We start from the raw sequence: 20,352 nt of genomic DNA on the forward strand, positions 1-20,352 counted from the left end.
CCCAATTGTGCGATTCGGGTCAGTATTAAGACTAAATATTGACCCTTTAGACACATTTTGTGCACTAAGTGATTTAGATAGTATGAATTGCCGTCTCAGCTCTCAAGATCTTTTTTATTTTATTTCTGCATCCCCCTCGTTACAGCGGGTTTATTGCCCATAAAAAAGCGCCGTTATCGACGATAACGGCGCTTAAAATCAGTCAAAACAATGACTTTCTGACAATATCAGAAGGATTATTCTCCTGCGCGTGCGTTAATAAACGCCCGTTCAGACACGTCGTGCCAAGCACTAACAGAGTCCAAGAATTTCTTGAACGAGTCATACACCTTCTGACTTTCTGGATCATTCGCTGCCACTTCTTCTAACGTCTCGTCAGAGGCTTTTTTCAGGGCGAGTAATAAATCCTGCGGATACGGCTTCAAAATCACGTGATGCTCGTTCACCAAGGTTTGCAGCGCAGCATTGTTACGCGCCGTAAACTCGCTCAACATAGACAAATTGGCTTGTTGAACCGCAGAACGCACAATCGCCTGTAAATCACTTGGCAAGGCATTGAACGCGTCTTTATTGAAAATCGCTTCAACCGCAGAACCCGGCTCATGCCAACCTGGGTAATAGTAATACTTCGCCGCTTTGTACAAACCAAACGCTAGGTCGTTGTACGGGCCAACCCATTCTGTCGCATCAATAGTGCCTGTTTGAAGCGCGGTGAAGATTTCGCTACCCGGTAAATTGATAGGAGACGCACCGACTTTTTTCAGCACTTCGCCGCCCAAACCTGGCATGCGCATTTTCAAACCTTGGAAGTCGGCTAAAGAATTGATTTCTTTATTAAACCAACCACCCATTTGCACACCGGGATTGCCCGCTGGCATTGGGATCAAATTAAAGGGCGCGTAAATTTCTTCCCATAATTTCAAACCGCCACCGAATTCAATCCAAGCGTTAAACTCAAGCGCGGTTAAACCAAACGGCACGGTGGTGAAGAATTGCGCCGCAGGGACTTTGCCTTTCCAGTAATACGAGGCGGAATGCCCCATTTCTGCGGTACCACGTGATACCGCATCAAAGACTTCCAACGCAGGGACTAATTCGCCCGCCGCGTAGACTTTAATGTCTAAACGACCATTCGACATGGCTTTGATGTTCTTCGCCAACGCTTCGGCGCCCGTTCCTAATCCTGGAAAGTTTTTAGGCCACGTTGTGACCATTTTCCAATGAATTGTCTCTGCTTTCTTTTCTACTTTTGCGGTGTCTTCCGCTTTCTCTGATCCGCCACAAGCGACCAAAGACAAGGCTAATAAACCAGCGAACGCCAACTTGCCCAATACCATTAAATTACGCATTACTTTCCCTCAGTGTGCCGTTACTTGATAACAATATGACTCTGTCTGTGACATGTGAAAGTGATGCCCAACATCACCAACCATTGTAGAGTTGATCAACCACCAGCGAATGTTTCTCATCGCTCGTTGTTGTATTTTTATTTTAGGGTCAGACAGAAAAACGCCTCTTTCATGCATGAAACAAGAAAGAGGCGATTGATAATAAGAAGTGTAGGATTTTTGCTCAACCCTTTTGTCACAAAAAAGCCGTATTCACTCAATAATGCTGCATTCCATTAAGTATTCGGAGAATAGCACCATGATATACGTCGAGCGGCATCAGTCGCCCTTCTAGTATTTTGTGTACCACATTGATTTGGTTGAAAAACAAACAGACCATTACCAACCCTGATAGTAAGAATCGGTCTACGTCAGTCATATTATTATTCGATAAAAACCGTTTGGGCTATCGGCATTGATGGCGTTTGTTGATCAGGGACATACCCTAATTTCGTTGGATCAATGTAGGATGATTGGAGGAATTAAACGTCAATTAGTTGAGGTTATCATGACAAAATTAACGTTCCACGGTGCAATAGAAGGCGTGACAGGGTCTTCTTATCTATTAGAAACAGCGACAGCAAAAATATTACTGGAGTGCGGTCTTTATCAAGGCCGACGCGAAGAAGAGAAGCAAAATGACAATGCTTTCTCGTTTAACATTGGCGAGCTGGATGCGGTGGTTCTGTCACATGGTCATTTAGATCACTCTGGCCGACTACCAAAATTAAGCGCCGATGGTTATAAGGGTCCCATCTATATGACGAGCCCAACCGCCGAGCTGTTGGAGGTGTTACTCAAAGATTCGGCATCACTTCAGCGCAGCGACGCAGAATGGGAAAACAAACGTCGTCGCAGATCCGGAAAGGATTTGATTGAACCGCTGTACACAGCGGAAGACGTGGAAGAGATGTTAACCCAGTGTGTTGGCAATCGTTATGGCAAACGCATTTCAATCGTCGAAGGCGTCGATGTATGTTTTCGGGATGCTGGCCATATTCTCGGCTCATCGATTGTTGAAATGTTTATTACTGAAGGCGGCACAGAAAAGAAACTCGTTTTTTCAGGCGATCTTGGTAACAGTTACGCAGCCTTGCTTGCGGACCCTGAAGTCGTAGAAGAAGCAGACGTGCTATTGCTTGAATCCACCTACGGTGATCGTAACCATCGCCCTATGGATGACACGCTGGAAGAATTTGAAGACATCATAGTAGAAGCATCAAAGAATGGCGGCAATATTCTAATTCCTTCCTTTGCGGTTGGGCGAACCCAAGAAATTATCTTTCGTCTTGGTCAGTTGTATCAAAAAGGCAAACTGAAACAACAAGCCGTTTTTCTAGACAGCCCAATGGCCATAGCCGTGACGGAAATCTATCATCGATATCAGAATGTTTATAATACGGAAGATGCCGCCGCGTTGGGGCAAAGCTAAAAAAGCAGCCTACACACGTTTTTACCCGTATTACGCTATTCAACCTCCACGGCAGAATCCATGGCACTGAATCGAATTGAGTCAGGCGCCATTATTATTGCTGGCAGTGGTATGTGTACGGGTGGGCGTATTCGCCATCATTTTAAACATAATTTATGGAAGCGTAATGCGCATGTGATTATTGTTGGCTATCAAGCCAATGGAACGCCCGGAAGAGCCTTGGTCGATGGCTCAACAGTCTTTCGCACCGGCGGTGAAGAGATTTTTGTTCGGGCGGCCATCCATACACTCGGCGGGTTTTCAGCGCACGCGGGGCAATCGCAGCTATTGGATTGGGTCAGTAATTTTAAAAAACCGCATCCTCGTTTGTTTCTTGTGCATGGCGAAAATAACGCCAAAATAGCGCTCCAGAAGCACCTTGCTTCGGCTGGCTGGTCCGCCGACATTCCAACTAAAAATCAAAGTATTTCATTTTAAAGGAAAAACCTTGGGGGCTTATTTGTCCCCAAGCCCTTAATGAGAAAATATTTTGCCAACAGGATAAGCTTTAATGCCGCAATCTAGAAAGCCAGAAAGTGTATTTCCCAGTGCGGGTGATGATGTCCATTCGGCCAAGCAAGTTACAGAAAGCGCTCAAACAAGCTCGCCATCCTATAGGTTGGCCTACACAGACGAAGCGTTTTTATTACGCGATGAACTACGACCCGTCAGATTACAATTAGAGCTTCTCAAGCCCGATTTAATTCAAGATGAGCATAACATTCACTCTACGGTTGTTATCTTTGGCAGTTCCCGTATCCCCGAACCCACCATTGCTACTGAAAAATTAAACCACGCTAAAGCCAATGCTCTACTGGAACCAGACAACAGCGCGTTGGCGCGTAAAGTGCGCATTGCTGAACGCGTACTTGTTAATAGTCGTTTTTATGATGAATCACGAAAGTTATCTCGGCTAATCACAACGGAAACAGAAAATGACAGTAGATGTGAGCTGGTCGTGATTACGGGAGGTGGCCCAGGTTTAATGGAAGCCGCGAACCGTGGCGCCGAGGACGCTGGAGGGAAAAGTATAGGGCTTAATATCGTACTGCCATCAGAACAACATCCTAACCCTTACATAACCCCTGAATTCTGTTTTCAGTTCCACTATTTTGCCATTCGTAAAATGCATTTCCTTAAACGCGCCAAAGCATTAGTGGCCTGTCCAGGAGGGTTTGGAACATTAGATGAATTATTTGAAACGCTGACCTTGATTCAGACGCGAAAAATCAAACCGGTTCCGGTGTTATTATTGGGCAGTGAGTATTGGCGTCGAGTCATCAATTTTGACATGCTCGTTGACGAAGGAATGATAGATGAAGCGGATTTATCTCTGTTCAAGTTCGTTGATTCTGCCGAAGAGGCTTGGAAAATAATCCACGAATATTGGGACTTGTGAGCGCTTAACAACATCAAGATGAAAAGCATTTTTCAGAGTCGCGCCGTATTTGGCGACGCCTCTGAAAAACGCAGACTCAGTCATAATTTATTCGCCCTCCCGCTCCATCGAGGAATAAAAGCGACTTTGTTACATGGCTGGCGTGTAATTCCAAACCATACGTTGACCACTCTCTGAAGACTGCTCAGCTAAACACAGACCGTAAATCAACTGACACGCTTGTTCCATCGGCACAGGGGCGTTTCCTTTACCGAGAATCGCATCGCGAAGTTGCGCATAAAACGCCGCGTATTCACCTTGAGTCGCGTCTTCTTGAATCGCATCAATGTCATCTTGAGAATGTGCGACAAAGCGCGTATTGCGTTGTGGGGTAGCCCGTGAAGGAAATTCTGGTTCCCATGGCATTTGCCCAGCTCGCAACGCGTCTTCTTGCGGATCCAAACCGACACACTGCCAACTGCCTTTGGTGAATCTGGCATTAAAACGACGCATTTCCCCCGCTTCAAATGGACTGGATCCAAGGCAAATACGTTTATCTGCGTAACCCAACTCAAGCTCAAACCAATCGGCCGTTTGGCCGCCATCTCGTAAGGTATCAATGCTGGCCTGCAACCAAATAGGTTCTCCAAACAAGCAAAGTACTTGATCGAAAATATGCGGTCCAAGATCCCAAAAAATCCCCGTTCCCACCCCAGGTTCTTCACGCCAACGCGCTTGAGATGTCGGGCGGAAACGATCAAAGCGAGAATCAATATGCTTCAACTCACCCAACTCTCCGCTTTCGATCAGGGCTTTAAGACGCAGAAAATCGCCATCAAAGCGACGATTTTGATAAACACAAAACACCAAGCCTTTTTTCTTAGCAAGGGTACACAAGGCTTCTATCTGAGATAAATTAGTAACAGAGGGTTTTTCTAGCAACACGTGCTTGCCGTTTTCCAACGCTTGTTTCGCCTGATCAAAATGCAACACGTTTGGTGTGGTAATCACCACCAAATCAACATCAGACGCCATAAACACAGCCTCGGCAGACGACACAACCATGGCATCAGGCAATACCGCTTTCACTTCACCCGCCTTGGAACTGCAAACATACGCCATCGTCATGCCAGGGTCGTTCATCACAAAAGGTGCGTGAAACACTCGCCCAGACAAACCAAAACCGATCAAACCAACACGAATAGCCATCCCTTACCCTCTTTCACCTAAACTTTATATTTATGGACAGTCTTACAGACAAACAAATCAACATAAACCAGAACACAATAGACTAAATAACTTCCAATTTAGCGAACGATAACACCAGCCATTTGGTGCCTTCATCATCGAAGTTAACCTGAACGCGTGCTTGTGGGCCTTGGCCTTCGTAGTTGATTACTAAGCCTTCACCAAACACCGGATGGTTTACTCGATCACCCATGCTGACGGTGACTTCTGGCGCTTTGTAATTGTTCAACACATTGCTGTTTTGCAGTTTGTTCTTTTCAAAGCTGTAATCCGGTCGCTGCATCGAAACCGGTCGGCTGACTTGTGAGCGAAGACGGACTTCTTCCAAGCATTCCGGCGGTAATTCTTTGATAAAGCGTGATGGACTGTTGAACGATTCGCTGCCAAACAATCGACGAGATTCGGCGTACGTGATGTAAAGCTTCTCCATCGCACGCGTAATACCCACGTAGCAAAGGCGACGTTCTTCTGCGAGTCGTCCCGGTTCTTCGAACGACATTTTACTTGGGAAAATATTTTCTTCCACGCCGGTTAAGAACACCAATGGGAATTCTAGGCCTTTTGCAGAGTGAAGCGTCATGAGCTGAACGGCGTCTTGGTATTCGTCTGCTTGCGCATCGCCTGCGTCCAATACGGCTTTGTCTAAGAAGGCCATCAGTGGCGAGCTGAATTCTTCGTCTTCGTCGCTCCAGCTGAACCCACCCGCCGCGCCAACCAACTCTTTCAAGTTTTCGATGCGCGCTTCGCCTTTTTCGCCTTTCTCTTTTTCATGGAAAGGGATCAAACCCGCTTCTTCGATGATTTGCTCGAAGATGTCGTTCAAGTTCAAATCAGGCTGCTGAACCGTAGTGCTCAATCCTTCGATAAGGTACAAAAAGGCTTTAATGGCGTTGGTAGCGCGCGCGGTCATTAGGGACTGGCGCACAATTTCTTGGGCGGCGTGCCACATAGAACAGCCGTGATCTCGAGCAAACTCTCGCAATGTACCAATACTGCGTTCACCAATGCCGCGCGGTGGCACGTTGATCACGCGTTCCATGGCGCCGTCGTCGTTAGGATCAAGCGCCAAACGTGCGTACGCCAAGGCGTTTTTGATTTCGAGACGGTCGTAAAATCTGTGCCCACCATAAATACGATAAGCAATCTGTTCCCTAACCAAGCATTCCTCGATGACACGAGATTGCGCGTTGGATCGATACAGAATCGCCATGTCGGTGAGAGCGGTGCCCTTGTCGCGCCATTGCTTGATGATGCCAACGATAAAGCGCGCTTCGTCTTGTTCGTTGAAACCCGCGTACAAGGAAATAGGATCGCCATCGCCGCTTTCGGTCCATAGCTCTTTGCCTAGACGATCGTCGTTGTGTTTGATCAAGCCATTGGCGGCATTCAAAATGTGGCCTGTTGAACGGTAGTTTTGTTCTAGGCGAACCGTACCAACGTCTTTAAAGTCTTTCGTAAAGCTTTGGATGTTTTCGATTTTCGCGCCACGCCAGCCGTAAATAGACTGATCGTCGTCGCCCACGGCCGTGATCGTGCCATGTTCGCCCACCATAATACGTAACCAGGCGTATTGAATGGTGTTGGTGTCTTGGAACTCGTCCACCAGCACATGACGAAAACGGTCTTGATAATGGCGTAATAACGCCGGCGTACTGAGCATCAGCTCATGCGCACGCAATAGCAGCTCACCAAAATCGAGTAATCCGCCACGCTCACAGGCTTCTTCATAATGGTAATACAGCTCGCGCATGCCTTTGGTGAAGGGATCGTGACTGTCTGGTACATGCGCGGCGCGACGACCTTCGTCTTTTTGTCCATTGATAAACCAACACACTTGTTTCGGCGGCCAACGTGTATCGTCGATGTTCAGCTCACGCATGATGCGTTTGATCAGGCGCAACTGGTCGTCGCTGTCCATGATCTGGAAGTTTTCTTTCAAGCCTGCATCACGCCAATGGGCGCGTAATAGTCGATGAGCCAAGCCGTGAAATGTACCCACCCACATGCCTTGTGGAGGCACACCAACAAGCTGTTCGATACGACCTTGCATTTCACGCGCCGCTTTGTTGGTAAAGGTGACGGCCATCAGGCTGTAAGGTGACAATTCATAGGCGTGCATCAACCACGCGATACGGTGCACCAAGACTCGCGTTTTACCGGATCCAGCGCCGGCCAATACTAGGCTGTTTTGCAACGGTGCTGCGACGGCTTCACGCTGTTTGTCATTCAGTGAGTCGAGGATAAAAGAAACGTCCATTACATTCCGCCATGATTAATTAATATTTTTGTCATAAAAACCGTGTAAAAATAGGTTGATTTTCGATCTATTTACGTTTTTTATTAGTTTGAATAATGTGTTGTCTGTCTATTTTGACTTTTTTTAACTGTTGATGACAGTGATCTGTGCAGTTCAATGTCGTCGAACGTCCAAAAGGGTATAACGATGAGCGATTTTACTGAAACACTAACTGAAGTAAAAACCGACATAATGCACGCTTCCATTAGCTTGCAGAATGAAACAAAAGAGCAGAATAAAAAGGAAGATGCGGTGCGTTTGCTAAAAGCCAGGCGCGCCATTGAACAGCATTTGGAACAGAAGCGCTTACATCATGATATATCAAATGGTTGGGATGATTAGTTTTATCTAATCACTCTCTTCGTTCAGAGACACAAAACTCGACCTAACGCTTGATTAGGTCAAGGGGCTTTTTTCCCTCTAAAAAGCCTCTCTTTGTCATTTATTCGTTCATTTCTCCTGAGTTAATTTCCCTCCCTTTTCCTTCAACTTATAGCGGTTACTCACGTCTTGGAGTACCATGTGAGCTGATTTTAATATCTTCTAATCCATAATAAAAAAAGCAAATAACCCTCTTGGGGGAGTGACCATGTTTGAACATATACAAGCCGCACCAGCAGACCCAATTCTTGGCCTGAATGACGCTTACAAGAAAGATCCAAATCCCAATAAAATCAACTTGGGCGTTGGTGTTTTTAAAGACGAGCAAGGTAATACACCGATTTTAAACGCCGTAAAACAAGCAGAAAAACGTTTGTTGGCAGAAGAAACAACCAAAAATTACCTCAGCATCGAAGGCGCCCCAGCTTATCGATCTGCCGTGCAAACTCTTTTATTTGGGCATAATCATCCGATTATTACCAAGCAGCTTGCTCAAACAGCTCACACTCCTGGCGGCACAGGCGCATTACGTGTTGCCGCAGAATTCATTAAAAAGCATCTGCCAGAAGCCACTATTTGGGTCAGTAACCCAACTTGGGCGAACCATCAGTCGGTTTTCCAATCGGTCGGGTTGGAAGTCGGCAGCTACGCGTATTACGACGCCAATGCCAAATCGCTAGATTTTGAAGCCATGTTGGCCAGTTTGTCACAAGTGCCAGAAGGCGATGTGGTGCTGTTTCATGGCTGTTGTCACAACCCAACAGGCATAGATCCTACGCCAGAGCAATGGTATCAGCTGGCGAAGCTTTGCAGTAAACAAGGCTTCTTGCCATTGTTTGATTTTGCTTATCAAGGCTTTGGCCAAGGTTTACAAGAAGACGCTCAAGGACTCCGCACTTTCTTGGAATACGTTCCTGAAATGTTGATCGCGAGCTCATTTTCAAAGAACTTTGGCTTGTATAACGAACGTGTTGGCGCACTGACAATTCTGTGTGAAACCGCAGAACAAGCTGACACCGCATTTACTCAAATCAAACGTTGTATTCGCACCAACTATTCAAACCCACCTTCTCATGGTTCCGCCGTTGTCGCTGAAATTCTGAACGACAAAGAGCTGTATGCATTATGGGAAAGCGAGTTAAAAGGTATGCGTCTTCGTATTCACGAAATGCGCAGTTTGTTTGTGAATACGTTGCGAGCAAAGGGCGTGATTCAAGACTTCTCTTTCATCTCTCATCAGCAAGGCATGTTCTCTTTTTCTGGCCTAACACCAGAGCAAGTTACTCAGTTGCGCAAAGAATACGGTATTTATATTGTTGGTTCTGGACGCATCAGTGTGGCGGGTATGACCCATGACAATATGGGGCCGCTTTGTGATGGCATTGCTGCGGTTTTAAAAAGCGAATAATCGTTTTTCGAGCAACGCATTAAACGGCTTCAACTTTCGTTGAAGCCGTTTTTTTATGTCTAATCGTTTTGCTTGTTGTTTTATCGACAAAGAGACTGTTACCTTATCCGTTCTTACTCTTCCAAAAGAAACCTCTCAACTCAATATTGGAGCTACTAATGACCGCCACACTAATATATTGCTATGACCCTATGTGTAGCTGGTGCTGGGGATTTCGCCCAACTTGGACAAAGCTACAGAAAGCGCTGCAAGGGTTAGTCGACTCAGATCAGTTGGCCATTCAGCCCATGTTAGGTGGACTTGCTATTGATTCGGATGCGCCAATGGCAGACGACATGAAAGGCAAATTAGAAGCCACGTGGAAAAATATTCATTCGACACTGGGAACAGAGTTCAATTTTGATTTCTGGCAAACGGCGTCACCACGTCGTTCCACCTACCCTGCTTGCAGAGCCTGTTATGTGGCAAGAGACATGGGATTAGAAGAGGAAATGTATCATGCGATCCAAGAAGCCTATTACTTGAAGGCGAAAAATCCATCGGATATTGATACGTTAACCGAATGTGCAGAACACATTGGTTTGAACCCTGCTGGCTTTCAGAAAAATATGCAGCACGTTAAAAACGAACGCTTATTAGAAGAAGAAATAGAACAAGCCAGACACATTGGGTTGAATTCTTTCCCTTCTCTCGCCTTGATCATTGGGGATAAATTGACATCGATCCCACTGGATTATAAAGACCATACCAGCATGTTAAACGCCATAAAAAAGGCGCTGTCATAGCGCCTTTTTTATATCTATAGACCTTCTAACCAAGTAGAAACAGTCTCGTTATTTTAGCCAAATGTAATTTTTGAATACTCGAAATAACGCGGCCGCAGACACCACATACAACAATGGCAACGCAAGCTTATAATCATTGCCATCTACGAAGATCATAATGCAGGCAATGACCAACAAGGTCAGCGTGAATAAATGAACGTAAGCGCAAATTCCAGCTTTCCATTTCGCCGTCACCACCACACCTGCTACGCCCAGCACGACACCTAAGGCACCACCTATTAATACATCCATTGGCCAATGAACGCCGATCAAAACTCGACTCAAACCCACCAAGACAGCCAAGGTCATAATAGACACTTTAAAGTACAGGTTCTGCACGTAACAAAAGCAAATAGTGGCCAGCAAGAACGCCGTCATACTGTGACCAGATGGGAAACTGCGCGACTTATACGCCCGCCCAAGCAAGTTAAATGCCTCAGGATCAAGCACCGCTGGCGGACGAGACATCGCGAAATAGTCTTTCAATAAATTCACAACAATCGCAGATACGATCGTCGTAAACAAAACCGTCCAATGAAAACGAATATGACGACATGAAAAAAGCAACACCAACGCCAATAGAAACACACCGTCACCAAACACGGTGAGGTTCTCCAGCAAGGTAGGAGAAATATAAGAAGATAAGTGGTTTATTTCTAAGAAGGCAAATTGATAACCTCCCATAGAATATCCAATGCTTGCCAAACTGGCTAAAACAATGGCAATCACTAATAAAATCTGGATGTCAGATTGCGACACAACAGTTGGTGTCGACCGAGCCTCTTCTAATAAAGACTTATAGTTATTGCAAATATTGGTTGAAGAGCAGCGCATAAAATCCATCTCCATTGGGAATTTCTAATATGAAATAACAGTTAGCGTTTAATTTTAACCATATTCTATGCATATTGCGTGAAAAATATATAAAAATTCATGACAAACATACCAATAATGGACATATGACCTTAATTTTTGGGGAATGTATTCTGCGCCTTCTCAATGACACGGATTCGCCATGATCCTAAATACGTCTACGATTAGTGTTAAATTGTTACCATCGGGCTTGCGTGATAAAGTGACTCCGTGGTGCAAACAAGCATCTATCATGTAACCTAGAATTGATATTTAACCATTAACGCCTTGCACTTTTCGGCACGAAGCCGCCGTAGGATCAACAGGAAACAACTCGCCCATGAAGCGCCAACACTCTGGTTTTTCTCGCTTTTTCAAAAGCACACCAAAAACATCAACCTTCATTATTTTCATCACCTTACTGAACATCGCCCTCTACAACTGGCCATTGTTTTCTTTTTCATTGAAAAACTTAGATGGCATCACTCTCAACAGTTTGCATACGCTGCTGGCGGTGTTCGCGGTGATTTACTTAGAGACGGCGTTGATTCTGTACCTGTTGTTTTTGATATCAAGACGCCTTGGTAAAGCGGTTTGTGTGGTGTTGGCGTTAGCGAATTCGCTGGCGGTCTACTTTGTTGTGACCTACAACGTCATTTTAGACAGAACCATGATGGGCAATATCTTCAACACACAATATTCGGAATCTGAGCAATTTCTAAGTCCTACACTGCTGGTGTATTTTGTACTTATGGGCGTCATTCCGGCTTATTTGATCATGCGATCTTCGATTCAAAAGACGTCTAGAATCCGCTTAGCGTTGCATCTTGTGCTTACTATTGTCGTGATTTCTACTTTTTTATGGCAATCGCAAAGCAAATGGCTTTGGGTGGACGACCATGCCAAACAGCTGGGCGGTATGACCATGCCTTGGTCATACGTCGGCAATGCCGCGCGTTTCCAATACAGCAAGTCTCAGGAAAATATTGTTCAAACACCACTGCCTGATGCGACTTTCCTATCCAATAATAAAACCGTTGTGGTATTGGTGATTGGTGAATCGGCACGCGCACAGAATTTTTCGTTGTATGGTTACGATAGACCCACCAATCCATTACTCGCCGCATCGGACGTCATTACGTTGAAAAACGCCACATCTTGCGCCAGCTATACTACCGCCGCCGTAAAATGCATTCTCTCGCACCACACTCCAAGCGGCGTATTTACTGAAAATTTTGAGCCGTTACCCAGTTACCTACAACGCCAAGGAATTGATGTTATTTGGCGCACCAAGAACTGGGGTGAACCACCAATTAAGGTATCTAGCTACCTAAGTTCAGGGGATTTAAAGCAGAATTGTGAAGGCAATGAATGCGGCTATGATGGTGTTTTACTCAGCCATTTGGCCGAACAAATCGCCGCATCGGATAAGCAAAAAGTATTTGTGGTATTGCATCAAACAGGCAGTCACGGCCCCTCTTATTACAGCAAATACCCTAAAGAATTTGAGGTGTTTAAGCCTGTCTGTCGATCCGTTGAACTGAGCAAGTGCACACAAGCAGAGCTGATTAACGCGTACGACAATACCATTTTGTACAACGATCATTTCTTGGATCAATTACGCCAAACACTGGCGGGCATAAAAGACACATCAAGTGCCTTTTTGTATGTATCTGATCACGGAGAATCACTTGGAGAAGGTGGTATTTATTTACATGGAACGCCCTATTCTATTGCGCCAGAACAACAATTGCATGTGCCCTTCCTTGTCTGGATGTCGCCGTCTTTTATCGACCAACAACACATTAACGTCGATACGTTAAAAAGCAGAGAAAGCAGCACACAAGCCAATGTGTTCCACAGCGTTATGGGGGCATTCGACATGCGCAGTGAAATTTATAACAAAGATTTAGACATGTTCGGCGCAGCAAGCCAACCTTAAAACACATTTCGTACACGACAATAAAAAGGGCCGTCAATCTGGCCCTTTTTATTGCTTCGATCACTGGCATCACTCAGTATCGACTTAATGCGCCGATACAGAGAACCTAATGAATCAACCAAAATCGTGATTGATTAAATCCAACATCGGGTTATAAAGCGGTTCGGTACTCGCATCACGCGACTTTTTATCTTCCTCTTTTGTAATCACCTTTTCTTCGCTCGACGCCTTCGCGGTATTCGCCGTTTCTACTACCTCTGACAGCGTAACATCGCTGTCCATCGATTCCGTTTCGACATCTTCAGGTTCTATATCTTCAGGTTCTATATCTTCAGGTTCTACAGCAGGCGCTAGATCAGCCTCTTCCGTTGATTCCTCTAACGGCTCAATGTTTTGATTGTCAGGTGAAGCCTCATCCGATACCAGATGCTCCGCCAAGGCTTTTGCCAACGGCTCGACATCGTCTAATGTTACATTCACGGCAAACCAATGTTTGGCGTCTGCTTCATGGCTCACTAACGCGCCAGGCACAATCGCGTGTCTAAAATTGGCCAACAAGGCCGTCGTACCCGCCATGTCTAATGGTGTCGATAAATGCATCCATAACGACATTCCGCCTTTGCTCGAAGCAAAGCTAACGTGTTCGCCAAGACGTGCTTCCAAATGCGCTTTGACGCGCTCTGAATTGGCCCAAATTTCTCTCGCTCGACGAGTCAGCGAACGCTTACTATTTGGTTGTAATGCATCGCTTAACGCCGTTTGTTGTGTATCGCTCAATGACATATCTGCGCCTAAAAAAGCGCCTTCCAACACACTCTGATGTCGCCCAGCCAAACACCAGCTTGCCGAACGGCCTACGCCTTTCGATTCCACGCCGCCGATGTAGACAATATGATCGGACGAATCTAATGATTTGTAAGTCATCATAGAACCTGCACGATAAGCAAGATGTGAACACATGTCCCACTCGATCACTGGCAACTTAGTTTCTTCGATAATCGCTAACCAACGACGCAGACTTAAATTGCTAATCAATTGCCCTGCAGGAAACGAGAATTGTCCCGGCAACACAACCAAACGAATTGATTCATCACGTAAACAACGAATGGCGATATCTAAATCGGCACCGCGTTCACCAGAGCCCAACGCAATAACTTGTCGCCCTAAGCTTTGTAACGTCGTGGTAATTCTAGGATCACATGGTGTTAACACCAACACGGCATCGCCTCGCTGAGTCAACGTTTGAACACTCTGTGTAAACATCGCCAAAGGAGAGTAACCAAGCCATATTTGCGACGCGTGTGCTTTGATACCCAAACCTTTTAAATAATCGCTGATCGACTCTCGCGCCGTTAAATGGCCTTTTCCCAGTACGGGTAAATGCACGTCTTCCTGACGAGTGGTCGGGCTCAAAAACGCATCACTTTGATCCACCAAAGCACCGCGATGAGCAAGGCAAGACCAAGCCGGTTTGGCGCCATCATTGGCGAGCTTTATGAGCGTTTCGCTGGCCAATAACAAGGCTGGTTTAGTTTCACTACGATGACAAACGAAATAACCGGATTTAGGGCGAGATTCGATCCAGCCATCTTCACCCAGTAACTCATAGCCATGAATGATGGTGTTTAAGCTCAAACCCAATTGCTTCGATAAAACACGTAAAGAAGGCATACGATCGCCGGGCAAAATCGCGTCTTGCGCCATTTGATCCAAAAACCAATCCACCACACCTTTATATAAAAAATCCGCCACCGCTTTGTACCTTTTCTAGTTTGTCATCTAGTATCTGTTATCAATCATTATTGTTGTCTTAAAAAAACGCAAGTAAAAGGCCAATAATTCGCGATTTTAATGGGAGTTAAGGTACAATTTCACACTCTTTGCGGCCAATTTCATTGCTTTTCTTAAGCTAATCGCCCTTTGAAAACCCTGATTATCCAAACACAAAGTAGAGTATCCATGGCTTTTGACCCTTCATCGCTTCGCCCCCTTTTCCCTATTTTGTCGCAGCAAGCCTACGATCATCCTTTAACCTACTTAGACAACGCGGCCACCACCCAAAAACCTTTATCCGTGTTGGATGCGATTCAACATTATTACCGTCATGACAATGCCAACGTGCATCGCGGCGCACATTGTCTGAGCGATCGTGCAACCAACCGGTTTGAGCAAGCCAGAAACACGGTGGCACACTTTATTAATGCACCCGAACAAAGCCATATAATCTGGACAAAAGGGGCGACAGAAGCCATCAACATGGTGGCCTTTGGTTTAGAGCACCTGCTGGAAGAAGGCGATGAAATTCTCATCACTAGCTTAGAACATCATGCGAATCTTGTTCCGTGGCAACAATTGGCCTTTCGGACTGGCGCACGACTTCGCGTTCTTCCTTTAACCTCGAAAGGAGATTGGGCGCCAGAATTTAGCCGATACTTCACCGATCGCACTCGCATCTTTGCGGCGACGCAAATATCCAATGCCATCGGCACCACAACACCGCTGAAAATCATGCTTGAGCATGCCAAACAACAGGGCGCGTTTACCTTGGTTGATGGCGCACAAGCGGTGGCGCATTATCCGATTGATGTTCGAACACTAGATTGTGATTTTTACGCTTTTTCTGGCCATAAGATGTACGGCCCAACAGGCATTGGCGTGTTATACGGAAAAAATCACGCGCTGGAGGTTTTGATGCCGTATCAAACCGGCGGGGAAATGGTGCGTCATGTATCGCATCACGCCACAGAATTCAATGTGCTTCCTTATCGACTGGAAGCCGGTACGCCGAACATCGAAGGTGTGATTGGTTTGGCCGCCGCATGCGATTTTCTAAGCGCACAAGATCGCAATGCGTTATTGGCGTGGGAGCATACTCTGGCGGAACACGTTTATTCCCGCCTCCATAAAGAAGGTGACATCGAGATTTATTCACCAGAAAAATGCGCCACCTTAGTCTCGTTAAGTGTACCTAATATTCACATCTTGGATTTGAACGCTTACCTAGATAGCCAAGGTGTAGCGGTTCGAGCTGGCAGCCACTGTGCCCATCCATTAATGGCGCAACTTGGTGTTGCGGGAACCTTGCGCGCCTCTTTCGCCTGTTACAATACCATGGAAGAAGCCAACCGTTTTTGTGACGTACTTCTAGAAGCCATAGACTTATTAAGTGATGAGTAACAAGCAATGACAGACTCTTTAGGACAACAAAAACCAGTGAACATCAAAGCCCAACTACAAGCGTGTCGAAGCAAAGAAGAAACCTTTAAGGCATTGGTAACATTAAGCAAAACCTTACCGCGACTGTCGGCTGAAGAAAAGATCGAAGACAATAAGATAAAAGGCTGTGAAAGCGCCGTTTGGCTGATCACCACAGAAACAAACGGAGTACGCCACTTCAAAGCCGACAGCGATGCCAAACTCATGCGCGGCGTATTAGTCGCCATATTGAGCTTGGTAGAAGGAAAGACGCTAACAGATATTCAGCAAATGGATCTAAAGACTGAACTAGCAGAATTGAACCTCGCGAGCTATCTGACCAGCTCACGAAGCAATGGTGTATTGGCTATTTGTTCTCAGCTGCAGCGGACTTAGCCAAGCGGTCTAGCACTCTCGACACCGCCACAAACGCGAAGGAAGCTGTCACGGCGGTACTGGCACCAAAACCCGTATCACAATTCATCTTGGTTTCAGTATTCCCTTTCACCCTATCTTTCGATACGGTTCCGTCTCCTTGAGGGTACTTCAATTCTTCTACTGAATAGACGCATTCAATATTAAAGCGACGTGTCGAATTACGGCTAAAATTATAATAACGACGTAAGAAATTGCGTAACTTCGCCGCTAATGGATCGCCCACTGTTAGAGACAAATCCCCCGTTTGTATTTTGGTTGGGTCTGTTTGACCTCCGGCGCCGCCAACGGTAATGACTTTGCGCTTATTGCGCTTACACCACGCCACCAGAGCGGCTTTCGGTTTAATGCTATCGATGCAGTCAATAATATAGTCGAATGGCTCTGACAGAAGCTCAGGTATGTTTTCAGGGGTGATAAAGTCTTCGATTGAGGTTACTTGGCAACCTGGATTGATTAAACCTATACGTTCCGCCATCACATCGGTTTTCGACTCACCGATCGTGCCATTTAACGCATGAATTTGACGGTTAACATTGGTAATGCAAACGTCATCCATATCAATCAGTGTGATCTTAGCAATACCTGAACGCGCCAAGGCTTCAGCGGCCCATGAACCCACGCCGCCGATGCCAATAACACAAACATGCGCTTGAGAAAAAACCTCATACGCCGCATCGCCATATAAACGGCGAATACCACCAAACCGTTGATCATCTGTCACTTTTCTCTCCTCGCAGGGAGATCGCCCTGCGCTTTTCTTTCAATAAGTGTATTCTTGACTCTGTTAAAATACTGATATGTACAGTGAGCCTTATGATTGAGCAAGCCTTTGAACAACTTGGTTTAACACCGCGAGAAACACAGCTTTACCAAACTCTATTAAAACTCGGACCTTCGTCTATTCGGGACATTGCGGAACACAGCGGCATCAATCGTGGCACCGCTTACGAGTCACTAAAGCAATTGCAAGGCAAAGGCGTAGTCAGTTATTTTCCCAAAGGAAAGCGCCGTTTTTTCACGGCAGAAAATCCCGATATATTGCTCAATCTAGCGGAAGAAAAACGCAACCGCTTAGATAAAACCATCGAATCCTTAAAAACCACAATCATTCCGAGCTTGCACCAACAACAGCCAGATTATCATCATACGAATGTACGTTATTACGAAGGTGATGATGGCATTGAATGGGTTTTGCGCGATATTTTAAACGTGGTATCGGAACAAGACCATAAAGAATATTGTGTATTTTCCTCTAAACCAATTCGTCCGTTTTTGTATCGCCCTTTTCCCAACTACACAAAGCAACGTGTCAAGCTCGGTATTAATGTGAAAGTTATTGCATTAGGAGAAGGTGGCGAAGAAGCCGAACTATCAGAACGTAAATGGATAAAAACGGATGGCGCTGTCGACGCAAGCTACATTGCAATCTATCCACCAAAATGTGCAATTATTTCTTTGGCAAGTAACAACTTCCCTTCTGCCGTCGTGCTGGAATCCAAAGACATTGCCAAAGCACAACAAATTATCTTCGATACCTTATGGAAGATGCTTTAACCCTCAAATCTATAACTCCGTATTAAATCGAACCCAATAAAAAAGCAGCCCTTAGGCTGCTTTTTTTGACTTCAAACTCAACATATCCGCTTAATTGTGATTACGGAACTGCTGAATAGTGCGCAAACGGGCCATAGCTTCCACTAGTTCCGCTGTCGCACGAGTGTAGTCGACGTCAGGTTTTTGGTCTGCCAAAAGCTCTTGGGCATGAGCCTGAGCTTTTAGAGCCGCCTCTTCGTCCAGATCTCTTGCACGAGTGGCTGTATTAGCCAAGACGGTGACACGGTGCGGTTGAACTTCTAGGAAGCCACCGGACACGAAGATAAGTTCTTCATCACCATTTTCTTTAACCACACGAACAGGACCTGGCTCCAGGGTTGTCAACAATGGCGCGTGTCCAGGCATAATGCCCAAATCGCCATAGCTGCCTGCAGCCACAAGAGATTGAACCGTACCGGAAAAAATCTCTTGTTCAGCGCTTACGATATCGCAGTGTACTGTGATAGCCATAAGTTGCCTCTCTTAGTCATACTTAGCAAAAGCGTCTTTCAACGCCTTTGCTACGCGTGATGGTTAAAGTTTCTTAGCTTTCTCGACAGCTTCGTCGATGCTACCAATCATGTAGAACGCTTGCTCTGGAAGATCATCAAACTCGCCATCCAAGATGCCTTTAAAGCCACGAATCGTGTCTTTCAAAGAAACATACTTACCTGGAGAACCAGTGAAGACTTCTGCTACGAAGAAAGGCTGTGACAAGAAACGCTGGATTTTACGAGAACGGTTAACCGTTTGCTTATCTTCTTCAGATAGCTCGTCCATACCCAAAATTGCGATGATGTCTTTCAATTCTTTGTAACGTTGCAATACCATTTGAACGCCACGTGCTACGTCGTAATGCTCTTGACCGATAACTAATGGGTCAAGCTGACGTGAAGTAGAGTCAAGAGGATCGATCGCTGGGTAGATACCCAAAGATGCGATGTCACGAGACAATACAACGGTTGCGTCCAAGTGAGAGAACGTTGTTGCTGGAGACGGGTCAGTCAAGTCATCCGCAGGTACGTATACCGCTTGAACAGACGTGATAGAGCCAGTCTTAGTAGAGGTGATACGTTCTTGAAGAACACCCATCTCTTCAGCAAGTGTAGGCTGGTAACCTACCGCAGATGGCATACGACCTAGCAATGCAGATACTTCCGTACCGGCAAGCGTGTAACGGTAGATGTTATCTACGAAGAAAAGTACGTCACGACCTTCGTCACGGAACTTTTCAGCCATAGTCAAACCAGTCAAAGCAACACGTAGACGGTTACCTGGTGGCTCGTTCATCTGACCGTATACAAGAGATACTTTGTCGATTACGTTCGAGTCAGTCATCTCATGGTAGAAGTCATTACCTTCACGAGTACGCTCACCAACACCAGCGAATACAGAGTAACCACTGTGTTCGATAGCGATGTTACGGATAAGCTCCATCATGTTTACGGTTTTACCTACACCGGCACCACCAAACAAACCAACTTTACCGCCTTTCGCGAAAGGACAAACAAGGTCGATTACTTTGATGCCTGTTTCTAGCAGTTCGTTGCTAGAAGACTGCTCAGAGTAAGAAGGCGCAGCGCGGTGAATAGACCAACGCTCTTCTTCGCCGATTGGGCCTTTTTCGTCAATCGGATTACCTAGAACGTCCATAATACGTCCTAGAGTTTGAGTACCAACCGGTACAGAAACTGGGTTGTTTGTGTTTTCAACAACCAAACCACGTTTCATACCATCAGTGGAACCCATGGCGATAGTACGAACAATACCGTCGCCTAGTTGTTGTTGAACTTCCAACACCAACTCTTTACCCTCGATAGTAAGGGCGTCGTATACTTTTGGCACGCTATCACGTGGGAATTCCACGTCGATAACAGCACCGATAATCTGTACGATTTGTCCGCTACTCATGTTCGGATCCTCTTAAATACCTAAATA

Annotated in this window: 17 protein-coding genes and 1 pseudogene; 10 read left to right on the plus strand and 8 right to left on the minus strand. The window is 45.8% G+C overall.

The window, feature by feature from the left end:
• Positions 1-236: 236 nt before the first annotated feature.
• Positions 237-1,349, minus strand: a complete 1,113-nt coding sequence (locus tag D104_RS29545) for a TRAP transporter substrate-binding protein (RefSeq protein WP_024024257.1) — start codon at positions 1,347-1,349, stop codon at positions 237-239.
• A gap of 547 nt (positions 1,350-1,896) precedes the next feature.
• Here D104_RS29545 and D104_RS29550 point away from each other — a divergent pair.
• From D104_RS29550 to D104_RS29555, 3 genes and pseudogenes are all read left to right on the plus strand, one after another.
• Positions 1,897-3,030, plus strand: a pseudogene (locus D104_RS29550) (MBL fold metallo-hydrolase); the annotation flags it as partial.
• 9 nt (positions 3,031-3,039) lie between these two features.
• A complete protein-coding gene (locus D104_RS37645) occupies positions 3,040-3,297 on the plus strand; it encodes an MBL fold metallo-hydrolase RNA specificity domain-containing protein (protein ID WP_327026061.1) in 258 nt (85 codons plus the stop codon).
• 73 nt (positions 3,298-3,370) lie between these two features.
• Positions 3,371-4,258 carry an LOG family protein gene (locus D104_RS29555; protein WP_024024258.1) on the plus strand — a complete coding sequence of 296 codons (888 nt, stop codon included), beginning with the start codon at positions 3,371-3,373 and terminating at the stop codon, positions 4,256-4,258.
• 129 nt (positions 4,259-4,387) lie between these two features.
• Here D104_RS29555 and D104_RS29560 read toward each other — a convergent pair whose 3' ends face one another.
• Both D104_RS29560 and uvrD read right to left on the minus strand, forming a co-directional pair.
• On the minus strand, positions 4,388-5,446 hold the full coding sequence (locus tag D104_RS29560) for a Gfo/Idh/MocA family oxidoreductase (protein WP_024024259.1): 1,059 nt from the start codon (positions 5,444-5,446) through the stop codon (positions 4,388-4,390).
• 82 nt (positions 5,447-5,528) lie between these two features.
• Positions 5,529-7,742, minus strand: a complete 2,214-nt coding sequence (gene uvrD / locus D104_RS29565) for a DNA helicase II (protein WP_024024260.1) — start codon at positions 7,740-7,742, stop codon at positions 5,529-5,531.
• A 186-nt stretch (positions 7,743-7,928) separates the two neighbouring features.
• On the opposite strand from uvrD, the gene D104_RS29570 reads away from it, so the two are divergent.
• The 3 genes from D104_RS29570 to D104_RS29580 all read left to right on the plus strand — a co-directional run bounded on the left by D104_RS29570 (position 7,929) and on the right by D104_RS29580 (position 10,355).
• The gene (locus D104_RS29570) at positions 7,929-8,123 is read left to right on the plus strand and encodes a PA3496 family putative envelope integrity protein (RefSeq protein ID WP_024024261.1); all 195 of its coding nucleotides are present in this window, start codon (positions 7,929-7,931) and stop codon (positions 8,121-8,123) included.
• 247 nt (positions 8,124-8,370) lie between these two features.
• Positions 8,371-9,570 carry an amino acid aminotransferase gene (locus D104_RS29575; RefSeq protein WP_024024262.1) on the plus strand — a complete coding sequence of 400 codons (1,200 nt, stop codon included), beginning with the start codon at positions 8,371-8,373 and terminating at the stop codon, positions 9,568-9,570.
• Positions 9,571-9,728: 158 nt separating this feature from the next.
• The gene (locus D104_RS29580) at positions 9,729-10,355 is read left to right on the plus strand and encodes a DsbA family protein (RefSeq protein WP_024024263.1); all 627 of its coding nucleotides are present in this window, start codon (positions 9,729-9,731) and stop codon (positions 10,353-10,355) included.
• 48 nt (positions 10,356-10,403) lie between these two features.
• On the opposite strand, the gene D104_RS37030 is transcribed toward D104_RS29580, so the two are convergent.
• The gene (locus D104_RS37030) at positions 10,404-11,228 is read right to left on the minus strand and encodes a phosphatase PAP2 family protein (RefSeq protein ID WP_024024264.1); all 825 of its coding nucleotides are present in this window, start codon (positions 11,226-11,228) and stop codon (positions 10,404-10,406) included.
• A 358-nt stretch (positions 11,229-11,586) separates the two neighbouring features.
• On the opposite strand from D104_RS37030, the gene eptA reads away from it, so the two are divergent.
• Positions 11,587-13,188: a phosphoethanolamine--lipid A transferase EptA gene (eptA, locus tag D104_RS29585; protein WP_024024265.1), complete on the plus strand. Its 1,602-nt coding sequence runs from the start codon at positions 11,587-11,589 to the stop codon at positions 13,186-13,188.
• Positions 13,189-13,302: 114 nt separating this feature from the next.
• On the opposite strand, the gene D104_RS29590 is transcribed toward eptA, so the two are convergent.
• Positions 13,303-14,940: an aminotransferase class I/II-fold pyridoxal phosphate-dependent enzyme gene (locus D104_RS29590; protein WP_024024266.1), complete on the minus strand. Its 1,638-nt coding sequence runs from the start codon at positions 14,938-14,940 to the stop codon at positions 13,303-13,305.
• Between the two features lie 207 nt (positions 14,941-15,147).
• Here D104_RS29590 and D104_RS29595 point away from each other — a divergent pair, with 207 nt between their 5' ends.
• Entirely contained in the window at positions 15,148-16,365 is a 1,218-nt protein-coding gene (locus tag D104_RS29595; protein ID WP_024024267.1) for an aminotransferase class V-fold PLP-dependent enzyme, read from the plus strand.
• Positions 16,366-16,371: 6 nt separating this feature from the next.
• Positions 16,372-16,779, plus strand: a complete 408-nt coding sequence (locus D104_RS29600; RefSeq protein ID WP_024024268.1) for a SufE family protein — start codon at positions 16,372-16,374, stop codon at positions 16,777-16,779.
• On the opposite strand, the gene tcdA is transcribed toward D104_RS29600, so the two are convergent.
• Entirely contained in the window at positions 16,751-17,542 is a 792-nt protein-coding gene (tcdA, locus tag D104_RS29605) for a tRNA cyclic N6-threonylcarbamoyladenosine(37) synthase TcdA (RefSeq protein WP_024024269.1), read from the minus strand. The two genes, D104_RS29600 and tcdA, sit on opposite strands and share 29 nt — an antisense overlap.
• A 92-nt stretch (positions 17,543-17,634) precedes the next feature.
• Here tcdA and D104_RS29610 point away from each other — a divergent pair, with 92 nt between their 5' ends.
• Entirely contained in the window at positions 17,635-18,375 is a 741-nt protein-coding gene (locus D104_RS29610) for a TrmB family transcriptional regulator (protein ID WP_024024270.1), read from the plus strand.
• A gap of 90 nt (positions 18,376-18,465) precedes the next feature.
• On the opposite strand, the gene D104_RS29615 is transcribed toward D104_RS29610, so the two are convergent.
• Both D104_RS29615 and atpD read right to left on the minus strand, forming a co-directional pair.
• Positions 18,466-18,885 (minus strand): F0F1 ATP synthase subunit epsilon, encoded by a 420-nt coding sequence (locus tag D104_RS29615; RefSeq protein WP_024024271.1) that lies wholly within the window; start codon positions 18,883-18,885, stop codon positions 18,466-18,468.
• A gap of 63 nt (positions 18,886-18,948) precedes the next feature.
• On the minus strand, positions 18,949-20,325 hold the full coding sequence (gene atpD / locus D104_RS29620) for a F0F1 ATP synthase subunit beta (protein WP_024024272.1): 1,377 nt from the start codon (positions 20,323-20,325) through the stop codon (positions 18,949-18,951).
• Positions 20,326-20,352 lie beyond the last annotated feature (27 nt).

It is taken from the genome of Marinomonas profundimaris (assembly GCF_000508165.1).
GTDB lineage: Bacteria > Pseudomonadota > Gammaproteobacteria > Pseudomonadales > Marinomonadaceae > Marinomonas > Marinomonas profundimaris.